At 38.7% G+C, this 11399-nt stretch carries 10 protein-coding genes; 6 read left to right on the top strand and 4 right to left on the bottom strand.

The window, feature by feature from the left end:
• Nucleotides 1-215 precede the first annotated feature (215 nt).
• Complete coding sequence (locus tag IQ247_RS13310) at nucleotides 216-1457, bottom strand: FAD-dependent oxidoreductase (protein WP_193920693.1); 1242 nt, start codon at nucleotides 1455-1457, stop codon at nucleotides 216-218.
• Between the two features lie 483 nt (nucleotides 1458-1940).
• Here IQ247_RS13310 and IQ247_RS13315 point away from each other — a divergent pair, with 483 nt between their 5' ends.
• Nucleotides 1941-2978: a metal ABC transporter solute-binding protein, Zn/Mn family gene (locus IQ247_RS13315; RefSeq protein ID WP_193920695.1), complete on the top strand. Its 1038-nt coding sequence runs from the start codon at nucleotides 1941-1943 to the stop codon at nucleotides 2976-2978.
• Between the two features lie 371 nt (nucleotides 2979-3349).
• A complete protein-coding gene (locus IQ247_RS13320) occupies nucleotides 3350-4825 on the top strand; it encodes an iron uptake porin (protein WP_193920697.1) in 1476 nt (491 codons plus the stop codon).
• Between the two features lie 141 nt (nucleotides 4826-4966).
• Here the strand turns inward: IQ247_RS13320 and IQ247_RS13325 are convergent, their stop codons facing one another.
• From IQ247_RS13325 to IQ247_RS13335, 3 genes are all read right to left on the bottom strand, one after another.
• Nucleotides 4967-5596, bottom strand: coding sequence for a metal-independent carbonic anhydrase (locus IQ247_RS13325; RefSeq protein ID WP_193920699.1), 630 nt, complete (start codon nucleotides 5594-5596; stop codon nucleotides 4967-4969).
• A 94-nt stretch (nucleotides 5597-5690) separates the two neighbouring features.
• A complete protein-coding gene (locus IQ247_RS13330; protein WP_193920701.1) occupies nucleotides 5691-5963 on the bottom strand; it encodes a hypothetical protein in 273 nt (90 codons plus the stop codon).
• Nucleotides 5932-6180 carry a hypothetical protein gene (locus IQ247_RS13335; RefSeq protein WP_193920703.1) on the bottom strand — a complete coding sequence of 83 codons (249 nt, stop codon included), beginning with the start codon at nucleotides 6178-6180 and terminating at the stop codon, nucleotides 5932-5934. Before IQ247_RS13335 ends, IQ247_RS13330 begins: the two co-directional genes overlap by 32 nt.
• A 1049-nt stretch (nucleotides 6181-7229) precedes the next feature.
• Between IQ247_RS13335 and IQ247_RS13340 the strand changes: the two genes are divergently transcribed.
• From IQ247_RS13340 to IQ247_RS13355, 4 genes are all read left to right on the top strand, one after another.
• On the top strand, nucleotides 7230-8048 hold the full coding sequence (locus IQ247_RS13340; protein WP_193920705.1) for an acyl-CoA desaturase: 819 nt from the start codon (nucleotides 7230-7232) through the stop codon (nucleotides 8046-8048).
• A gap of 40 nt (nucleotides 8049-8088) precedes the next feature.
• Nucleotides 8089-9387, top strand: a complete 1299-nt coding sequence (locus IQ247_RS13345) for a class I SAM-dependent methyltransferase (protein WP_193920707.1) — start codon at nucleotides 8089-8091, stop codon at nucleotides 9385-9387.
• Nucleotides 9388-9646: 259 nt separating this feature from the next.
• Nucleotides 9647-10558 carry a GTP-binding protein gene (locus IQ247_RS32560; RefSeq protein ID WP_228059717.1) on the top strand — a complete coding sequence of 304 codons (912 nt, stop codon included), beginning with the start codon at nucleotides 9647-9649 and terminating at the stop codon, nucleotides 10556-10558.
• Nucleotides 10555-11364 carry a metallophosphoesterase family protein gene (locus tag IQ247_RS13355; protein ID WP_193920709.1) on the top strand — a complete coding sequence of 270 codons (810 nt, stop codon included), beginning with the start codon at nucleotides 10555-10557 and terminating at the stop codon, nucleotides 11362-11364. The genes IQ247_RS32560 and IQ247_RS13355 overlap by 4 nt, the downstream gene beginning before the upstream one ends.
• The last annotated feature ends 35 nt before the right edge of the window (nucleotides 11365-11399 follow it).

An 11399-nucleotide genomic window follows, 5' to 3' on the forward strand; every position in this document is an offset into this window, starting at 1 on the left:
GTTAACAGTTATCAGTTATCAACTAACCACCATCAACCATCAACCATCAACCATCAACCATCAACCATCAACCATCAACCATCAACCATAAACCATCAACTATCAACTAACCACCATCAACCATCAACCATCAACCATCAACTAACCACCATCAACCATCAACTAACCACCATCAACCATCAACTATCAACTATCAACTATCAACCATCAACTGCTTACGCTGACTTCGCTTGACTTTGAACAACATTAGATTTAATAATTGCTTTGAGCATTTTCTCACTAGCCATTCTTGCACCCGATAAATTTCGGGCTGTGGGTCCAACCTGTAAAGCCGCTAAACCACCCATAATAAATAATGAGCAACCTTTCCACTGTAAATTACTATCTAAAACAGGTAAACCGTTCACCACAGGAATTGGATATGAATTGCCAATTTCTTCTAATAAAGGTTCGCAATTGACATCAAAACGGGTTCCGGTAGATAAGCAAATGCGATCGCATTCATATTCGCTTCCATCAGTAAATTTCACCAACCAATGATTATCCGTCCATTCAGCCTTAACTACTTGAATATTTTCCTGAATTTTCAGCTTACCATGACGCACTTGTTGTCGCAGCTTGATTCCCATTGCAGGTGTCATCGAACCACCGTTACGTGCTTGTTGAATCATTTGAAAACGTTGTTCAAAATTTGATTCCGCAAAAAATCCTTTGAGATATTTCGGTCCTAACCAACCAGCATCTGCATCAAATATCTTTTCCTGCAATTGTCGTCGTATGGATATCTGCACTTCTGCTCCACGAGATATCGCACCTACTGCTAAATGTCCGCTGGTTAATCCTCCACCAATAATCAATATTCTTTCACCAGCTAAATATAATTTCCGTAAATCTATCAGATGAGAATGAATTAGCTTATCTTCGGGATATTTTGTATTTATCTGATTTACCCAATCTGGTATTTGTAATTGACTACTACCAGTTGCTAACACCACCCGACGCGCTAGGATTGATTCCCCTGAACCCAACCATAAACGAAACCGCGACAACAAGGGATTACGCAATGGTTGAATTCGAGTTACTTTTTCACCTATAACTATATTCTCTAAATCGCAACGACGAATTACATCCTCACAAAAATCGTTAAATAACCGAGTTCCCGGTAAATCGTAGGGAGGGTAAAATTCATTTCCGCGAGACTCAGCAAACTTACGTAATGCGAAAGGATTCGGATCTGGATGGTGAACTGCTGGAGAACGTAAATGCGCTATTTCTAATGCAGCAAATTGATGCTCCCACTGATTCATCCATTTCCCACTAGCATCAAACACCGCAATTTTGGAATGGATTTTTTGCCTTTTTTGTAGTAAATGAGCAACCAAAGTCAAAGCATGAGGTCCAGCACCAATAATCGCTAAGTCGATTTTCTTCAAAAGGTGTGGTGGATTACTTTCCATACATTTTTTACAATGATAATCGTTATCATCATAGCATTTGATTTTAGAAAAGTGTCCCTGAATCTAGGAAAAATGGTAATTGGTAATGGGTAATAGAAAATTACTAATATTTCAATAGTAAAGTGATAGTTTATACTGTATAACTTCGCCTACTTTAACGGTGAACTTTGCTTGTATAGCCGAGGCAGTGCATTGCGGAGCGAGTGTGGTCTTGGGGTTTTCCCCCATGAACAACTCGCGTCGGGGAACACAGCCGTTGTAGCAACTGCCGCCCAGACGCTCATCTTGGGGGGCGTGCGGCGAGCGTGTGTCCGGCTCTGACATGGGTAAATATTGATATCACATCCTTGACTATGACTATGATAAAAATTAATTTTTCCTGTATGATAATGATAATTATTCGATGTTAAAAACTTACTTCACATAGTCCAATAGCTGTTGTATGATAACGATTATCATTTTACTGTGCTATTGTCAAAAGTTATGTTTAGAAAATTACCTCTTAATGCAATTGCGGCATTAACTTTAGCTGTCGGTATAATTAGCTGTGGTGGCAACGAGCAAGTTAATTCCAACTCTGGAACGGAAAATGATTCTGCGGTGAACACCAGCAGTACAGCAACGGGAGAACGTCCCCTAGTTGTAGCGACTACGAGCGTACTTTGTGACTTAACCAAACAAGTAGCTGCTGAAACAGTTGATTTGAAGTGCTTGGTGGATGCAGGTTCAGATCCCCACACATATCAGCCCAAACCCGATGACCGTAAAGCAATTGAACAGGCTAAGTTAGTTTTGTATGGTGGTTATGATTTTGAACCGAGTATCATCAAATTAGTTGAAGCGAGTAGTAATACAGCCCCGAAAGTAGCAGTTCATGAAGTTGCAGTACCCAAGCCAATTATTGGGGAAGCACACGATCATGAACACAAGGAACATGAGGGAGAAGAAAAACATTCTGAAGAAAAAGCGCCAGACCCCCATGTATGGCATAATCCTCAAAATGGCGTTCAAATGGTAGAAGCGATTCGTAGTAATTTAGAAAAAGTTTCTCCCGATAATGCTCAATTGTATGCAACGAATGCGGAAAAAGTGACCGGCGAAATCAAACAAATCGATAGCTGGATTCAAAAAACTATAGCTACAATACCTGAGAATCAGCGTAAATTAGTTACCACCCACGATGCTTTAAATTATTATACTCAGGCATATAATATTGAGTACGAAGGTGCTATCGAAGGTTTGAGTACTGAAGCAGAACCAACAGCAGCCAGAATAGCTGAACTAGTAAAACAAATTAAGCAAGAGAACGTACCGACAATTTTTGCTGAAAGTACTCATAGTTCTAAACTGATTGAAAGAGTTGCTCAAGAAGCGAATGTGAAAGTTTCTCCGGAAAAATTATATGCTGATGGTTTAGGTGAACCGGGAACAGATGCTGATACTTATCAAAAAAAGCTAATTGCTAATACTAAAGCTATTGTGGAAGGTTTGGGAGGTCAATATACCGCTTTCCAGAAATAATAATTGACAGTGGAAGCTAAGTAGTTAATAATAAGTCTGATTAACTTATGGTTATGGTATTAGTAACTTTTTTGTCATGCCTTGTATGCCATAAAAAACCGGATTTGTTAGTAATTTATAACACATGAAAGCTACATTTTGAGTAAAATTACTTTACTCAATATTTAGTTAATGTTTAGAAATCCGGTTGTTTATTTTTGAAGTTTGGGGTGTATTTCGTTTCCGTTTCCGTTTCCGATATCTAGTTTATCCGTAATCAGTAGTCGATAAATATCAGGGATAAAAAAAGGTGCCTGAGCATCTCCCGTAACATCTACATATCTGTATTTTTGATTTATCTAAATTTACGTGTGAGGAGAGAATTAAGCATCATGAAGAAAAATTTGTGGAAGTTTCTACTAGTTAGTCCCGTCGTTTTTGCAACATCGTTATTCATTAACAACACTGCTATTGCAGAAACTGAAATTCAAGAAGAAGCATTAGGACAAGTTACTTCTGTATCTCAATTTTCTGACGTACAACCTACAGATTGGGCATTTCAAGCATTACAATCTTTAGTAGAACGTTACGGCTGTATTGCAGGATATCCTAATGGTACTTTTCGCGGTAATCGAGCATTAACTAGGTATGAATTTGCTGCGGGTTTGAATGCTTGTTTAGATCGAGTTAACGAACTAATTGCTGTAGCAACAAGCAATACTAGCAATGAAGATTTAGAAACCATTAAAAGATTGCAATCAGAATTTTCTCCTGAATTGGCGACATTACGCGGTAGAGTAGATGCAGTCGAAGCGAAAACTGCTCAATTAGAAGCTAATCAATTCTCTACAACTTCCAAATTAGAGGGAGAAGTAGTTATAGCCGTAACTGATGCTTTTGAAGGTAATTCAACAGACAACAACACTACTTTAGGTACAAGAGCGCGGATTAATTTTGTTACCAGTTTTAGTGGTAAAGATACTCTCTATACCCGTATTCAAGCTAATAATATTCCCGATACCGAAGTACCTTTAGCTTTTGCTGGTGATGATGATACAAATGCTTATTTAGACGCATTATGGTATAGTTTCCCTCTAACTAAATCAACCAACGTCATCGCGATCGCGAATGCAGGTGCAGCGGATGATGTGGTAGATACGGTGAACCAATTCGATGGTGATGGTGCCGAAGGCGCTTTATCTAAGTTTGGGACTCGTAACCCCATTTATTACCAAATGGATGGTTCTGGATTGGGAATTACCCAAGCGTTTGGGGATAGTTTGTCGTTGAGTTTGAGCTATTTAGCTAGTAGTAATAATGATCCGAGTCCAGGAAATGGTATATTTAATGGTCCTTACGGTGCTTTAGCACAACTTACCTTTGAACCCAGCAAGCGTTTTAAAGTTGGTCTTACCTATATCAATGCTTATAATCAAGGTATAGATGCTCAAGGTGTAGAACTAGAGACAGCTTATAAGAGCGATTCTTACGGTGTTCAAGCAACACTCGGTTTGAGCGATAACTTTATCCTAGGAGGCTGGGGAGGTTATACAAATACTCGTAGCTTGACTTCAAGTGGTGATGCAGAGATTTGGAATTGGGCTGTGACTTTAGGATTACCCGATTTAGGTAAAAAAGGTAATGTCGCTGGAGTGATTTTTGGGATGAACCCTAAAGTGACTAGTTCAAGCATTGATGGTTTAGATGAAGCCGAAGATACCTCCTATCACATCGAAGGATTTTATCAGTACAGAGTCAATGACAATATCAGCATTACCCCAGGAGTTATCTGGGTAACTGCACCCGGTAACGATAGTAGCAATGATGATGCGGTAATTGGTACTCTTAGAACTACCTTTACTTTCTAGTAGTAGGGAATAGGGAACAGGTTAAGAAGTCGGGTTTTTATGATTGTTTTCTTTAGCGATATTTATATTTTAAAAACCCGACTTCTGTGATTATGTTGAATTAACCTAAATTTTAAAGGTTAATTGTTAACTGATAACTGTTTACTGTTTATTGTTTACTGTATAAGGCAATGACGAATGGTGTAGAACAATACGCAGCTTACCATTATCGTCCTTGAGAAACTTCCAAGTTTTGTCCACTGTGGTAGTTTTACCCTGTTTGTCAGTTATCATCACATTTCCCATGGTAGTAGCCGTGTTACCATTGATAAAAACTGCTGCATTTTGAATCTCTACTTTGCGCCAGCTTTTCAACGCAAAACCTTTATCCGTAGGGAAATTGGCATTGTCACCCACAAAGTATGACAAAGCTCCTGCACGGGTGGTACGGAATGTCTGCGGAGCAGCTGAAAGTGTTGGCTTAAAAAGCACTGGACCAAATTGATATCCGTAAGCATCGTCAATTACCTTTCCAGCTAAGGCTTTAGCAGCTGCTTTACCTTTTGTATCATGGGTTGTAGAAATAGCTACCAATGCATCTCCCCAAGCTTTTTGAGCAGCTAACACTTCGCTCTCAGTAATTGTTCTATTGACAAATGCCACTTTTTGATTTTTCTCAGTCGTGATTTTCTCCTGGAAGTCTGCAACAGATATTTTGGATACCACAACAGCACCAGAGATAACTGTAGCTGCAACAAACAACACTGAAATGCTGCGTTTGAAGAGATTCATAAGAAGATATTAATAAAAAAAATGTCTACTTATTTATTGTGGCACAAATTATGATTTCAAATAATATCCATATAGATAAAAAATGATTATCTGATTAGTGTTTAATTAGACAAAAAATCTGTTGCTGTTTCAGAGCGTCTTGGTACAGCTGACTCTCCCATAATCGTTGCCATAAAAGCCAAACCCTCCATTTAAAATACCTGCTGTTTTCACTCCAGCCATCATCGGCTCCCGTTAGGTATAGATTCTTAATCGGTGTTCTAGCCCCTATCCAGGATTGATCCAGCCGTTGTAAAATGCAAGGAATGCCATAGACAGCACCGCGATCGCTAGCGTCAAAGTGTTCTACCCTTAGAGAAGAAATCATACTCAACATGGACAATAATTTCTGCTGTATGACCCTGTGCTAATGGGTCTTTTAGTGATGGAAATGAGAGATAGTAAAATTTCGGTGATTTGTCAACAGGGATGGGAGAATCTTGGGCGATCGCGTTATGGTCATAGGTAGTGTAAATCCAGTGATTTTCTCCCTTAAAGCCCAGTTGTTGCGGACTCTCTTTCAATCCTAAGTACACGGTCAACATACTCGTGCCTTTGGGGAACTGTTGAATTTGATTGCGTTCAACCTTAGCGTAGTTGGGGGGAATCAGTTTTTGAATTGCGACGAGCCGTTGCTTTGGCGATTTGGGGTAAATATTTAGCTGATTGTCAAGTACAAACTGCCGGGATTACAGAACCCCTTAAAAAGTAAAAAGTAAAAAGATAATCCCCATAAATAAATTAAGGGGATTTGATAAGGACGTATTGTTTGAAGGCACTACGTGTCTCGAAACAAATGTTTTTACTTCGTTCCATAAATAAATAATGGTGCTTAAACCATTTTTATTTTTCTTTACTTTTGCCTTTTTATTTTTTACTTTTGCCTTGTTCGGTGATCTGTTTCGTACTGCTGCCGTTGCGACTCGGAATTTTGCGCGATCGAATATATTGATCGAGTCAAGTCCTAAGAAAGGCGATGATTTTTGCTGTTTAATTGCAAGTTATATCAATGTCTAACTTTCGCGGTTTGACTGTGATTTTTGATACTTACAAATATGATAAATATAGTTTTATTGATACCCCAGGTATTTTTTACCGTTCCGATCGAGCAGTTGCTCCCCTCACGATACTGTACTACTGGTACTCAAGGCTACTCATCTTGATGAAGATTTAGGGGAGTTATTACCGTTATATTTTTGACTAATTGATTACAAAGCTGAGATTTGGGGCTGTTTTGTTGTCAAATCAAGAAACTTCATTTACCTCGTGAACATTTTCATCCTGTTCGTAGTCAATACCATTGCACCGATCAATTTATTAAACTTTTGTGGAAATGTACCTGACATTCTATAAATATGCTGTAATATCCACTTTTAAATTAAAACAACTTTCAGCTTATTTACATAAATGGATGGTCGCACAGCAAACAATTAATAGTATCTTACAAGCGATTGATAGTTATAATCCTCAAATGGAGATGATTCTGGGGTAAGTTTTCTGGTAACTTTCCTAAAAACATCAAGTGATGGTGACATGATTAAAATGAAAACCGCAACAAATCCAATCCAGTGTAAAGTTAAAATTCAATAAAATTATGACTAGCAATGTATCTCAATTTAATCCAGCTTCTCCGAGACCAAAAGTAATTATTTTTACTTGTATATTGCATTTAGCAGTATTGTTAGTATTTTTACCCCATACATTTAGTTGGGCTGCTCTAGGGGTGGCAGTGTTTTTACACTGGATAACCATCGGTTTGGGAATTTCTTTTGGTTTTCATCGTTTGGCTACCCATCGCAGTTTACAAACTCCTAAATGGCTGGAGTATTTTTTGATTTTGTGCGGTACTTTGGCTCTTCAGGGAGGTGTACTTGGGTGGGTTGGATATCACAGGGCGCATCATTTGTATTCCGATCAGGAAAAAGACCCTCATAATTCTACCCAGGGTTTTTGGTGGAGTCACATCAGTTGGTTAATGCATTCGGTGCCGATGAGAACTGAACTTCCCCGTCTTACTAAGGACATTGCCGATGACCCATTTTATCGTTTTTGTCACAGATATTACATCGAGTTGCAAGTTGCTTTAGGGGTTATCCTCTATTTTATCGGTGGATGGTCTTTTGTCATTTGGGGAATCTTTGTACGTTTATTTGTCGGACTTCACTCTACTATGTTCGTGAATAGTGCTTGTCATATGATCGGCTATCGTAGTCATGATTCAAAAGACCGCTCTACTAACTGTTGGTGGGTTGCTTTCTTGACTTTTGGCGAAGGTTGGCATAATAATCATCATGCTTTTCAATATTCAGCCCGTCATGGTTTGCAATGGTGGGAAATTGATGTGACTTGGATGACCATTAGATTACTACAATTCCTCGGATTGGCAACTAATGTCAAAGTTGTGCAGAAGTAGTCTAAAGCAAACTTAGTAAAATTATAAGGAAGCTCAAGATATGACTCAAACCCAAGCGCCAAATCGAGAAAATCGAGAAATCATTACCCCTTCAAGCCAAAATTGGAGCGATCGCATTTCTCGCTTACCCAGTGGAGAGCGTTATCTCTACCAACTTTTTAGCTTTATTCAAGAGGGAAATCTTACTGTTACCAACCCTGAAGGTATGGTGTTCCATTTTGGTAGGGAAGATTTATCACCAGCTCTGAGTCTTCGTATTCATAATCCTCATACCTATGACCGGATTTTGGCATTTGGCGCTCTTGGGTTTTGTGAAGCTTACATGGATGGTTGGTGGGATGAGGAAAACGATAACCTCGCTGAACTCATTGGCTTGTTTTTTCGTAATAACATCTACTCGAAAGCTAGCCAACGGGTAACAATTCCATTGTTGGTCAAAGTAATAACTCAACGTTTACGAACAGTCCCCACTACAATTCAAAATAGTCGCAAAAACGTACAGCATCACTACGACTTAGGAAACGATTTATATCAGCTTTTTCTCGATCCAACCATGACTTATTCCTGTGGTTATCGGCTTCGAGAAACTGATTCCCTAGAGCAGATGCAGCTTCAGAAGTACGAATTAATTTGTCAAAAATTAGCGCTGCAACCGGGAGAATCACTGATTGATATTGGTTGTGGATGGGGTGGAATGCTGATTTATGCTGCTGAAAATTACGGTATTTCCGGAACTGGTATCACTTTAAGTTTAGAGCAAGCAGCGTTGGCTAAAGAAAGAATTGCCGAAAAAGGTCTTAGTGATAAAATAAATATCGTTATTAAAGATTACCGAGAGATACAAGGGCAATACGATAAATTTGTCAGCATCGGTATGTTTGAACACGTCGGTAAAGACAGTTTCGCCACGTTCATGCACAAAGCATCAGAATTGTTAACTCCCAATGGGGTAGGTCTATTACATACAATTGCCACCCAAAGTAAAGAACGACTTGGTGCTTGGGTTGCTAAATATATTTTCCCTGGTGGCTATTTACCCCAGCTTCACGAATTGACGCAAGAACTTTGGGCTGCAAAATTATCAGTTGCTCATTGCGAGAATCTCAAGCCTCATTACGCAGAAACCCTAAAGCACTGGGCGGAAAATTTTACCCAAAATCGAGAGACTATTAAATCATTAGGGACAACCTATGATGAGCGATTCTTGCGTATGTGGTATCTTTACCTCCAATCTTCTGAAGTTTCTTTTAGATACGGTAGTCTACACGTTTATCAATTATTATTTTATAAAGGTAAGCAATGGCAGTTGGACTTTCCTTTAACATTCACAAAATTCTGATCAAATGGGGGTAAGAAGTCGGGTTTTTTACGACAAATATTTCTAATACCCACGAAATTCTCAGAAAAACCCGACTTCTATCAAAACCTGGGGCAAGAAGTCGGGTTTTTACGACAAATATCTCTAATACCCACGAAATTCTCAGAAAAACCCGACTTCTATAAGAGTCATTCCCAAATAAGCTGAAAACGATTATCATTCACATATAAGTTACAATTAGCGGAGTAACTTATGGTTTTTAAACTTCGATGAAATTTCTATGACTGTACCTTTAATTAAGGTTGTTGCTGGTCCTGCGGGTTCGGGAAAAACTGCTTGGATTCATCAGCAAATCCAAGATACAAAATCTGTGGATGATGATAATATTATTTATTTCAGTCCGGGTACTGGTAACGTTTCTATTGATAAAAACCGAATGACTGCCGATTTTCCGGGAATACAGGTTTTCAGCGACACTCAAGAAGTTGAATTACTCAAACGAATACCCGAAGCAAAAGTAGTTTATATAGAATTGGGTTTTTACTTGGATTTAGGAAGTTTATCGGCAATATTAAATGATTTATCTTACCGTACTGTAGCTGTTTTACCACCGCATCTCAAAGATTCTGAATATCACGCTTGGGCTGATGAGGTTATTTCGGGAGTACCGATTATTCCCTTGCCTTTAGAAAATTACCGTTCGTGCAGCGTCTCCCTCCAGGGAGAAAATAAAAACCGCAGAGACGCTGAGAACACGGAGGAAAGAGGTAAAGAGAGATTAGTCATTTTAGACCGGAATAGGAATAAAAGCGATTCATCTAACCATTTATGGAGAGTTGGAACTGATACTCAGGTGATTGATGAAGATAGTTTAGAAGAGTTTTGGTATGAATTAACTCATGGTGCTTATGGTAATGTTAGCCGTGCTAAGGCAATTTTTGATGTTAATGATGGTAGAAGTATTTACTGTGATTTTGTTGCGGGTATACCTCAAGCCGGTTTTTTAGAATTAAATTTACCTCGTCATTTGGAAGGTAGACCACAGCGTTTTAGTGGTATTGAAGTACTGGGAGAAAGTTTGGATGAAGTTACCCTCAAGCAAACTTTATCTGATTGTTTTTTATCAGATTTACTAGTTAAGCAGTTCCAGCAACAAGTTAAACAGATGTTATTAGAGGGAATGCAGGTATGAAAATAGCAGTTATTTCATGTATTCACGGCAATATTACGGCTTTGGATGCTGTTTTATTAGATATAGAGCAACATTTTGCGGAAAAAATCTTTTGTTTAGGGGATTTGGTTGGATATGGTCCTTATCCTAATCAAGTAGTGGAAAAAATTCGTTCTTTGCAAATTCCTACCTGCGGTGGTTGTTGGGATGAAGATGTGGTTGAAGGTTTAAATGCTTGTGATTGTAGTTATCCTTCTTTATTAGCAGAAAAACGCGGTATTATTGCCCATGAATGGACTAACAAGCAAATAACACCAGAAAATCGTGATTTTTTAGCTCAATTACCTCATATTCTTCAAGAAGATAATTTGGCTTTTGTTCACGGTAGTCCCCACAGCAATCATGAATATTTATTACCAGAACTCGATGCATTTGTGGCATTAGAACGAGTAATTTCATCAGGTGCAGATGTGCTTTTTTGCGGTCATACTCATGCACCTTATTTCCGTAATTTAGATTCGGGACAGTTAAAAGTTCGAGTCGAAAGCAAAAATTTATCTGAAGAAAAGAGCTTTACAGCAAGCTTGAAAAAGATTATTAATGCAGGTTCTGTGGGAGAACCAAGGCATGGGAGACCTAATGCAACTTATGTAATTTATGACACTGATAATCAGGAAGTAATGTTGCGAGAAGTTGCTTACGATTTTCAAAAAACCTGTGCAGCAATTATTGAAAAAGGATTACCAGCTATCTTTGCTTGGCGTTTATCACGTGGTATAGAATTTGCAGAACGTGCAGATGATCCAACTCATGTTTGTACTCGGTGATTGAAAGGGATGGGGAGATGGGGAGACAAGGGGAG

It is taken from the genome of Plectonema cf. radiosum LEGE 06105 (assembly GCF_015207665.1).
GTDB lineage: Bacteria > Cyanobacteriota > Cyanobacteriia > Cyanobacteriales > Nostocaceae > Rivularia > Rivularia radiosa_A.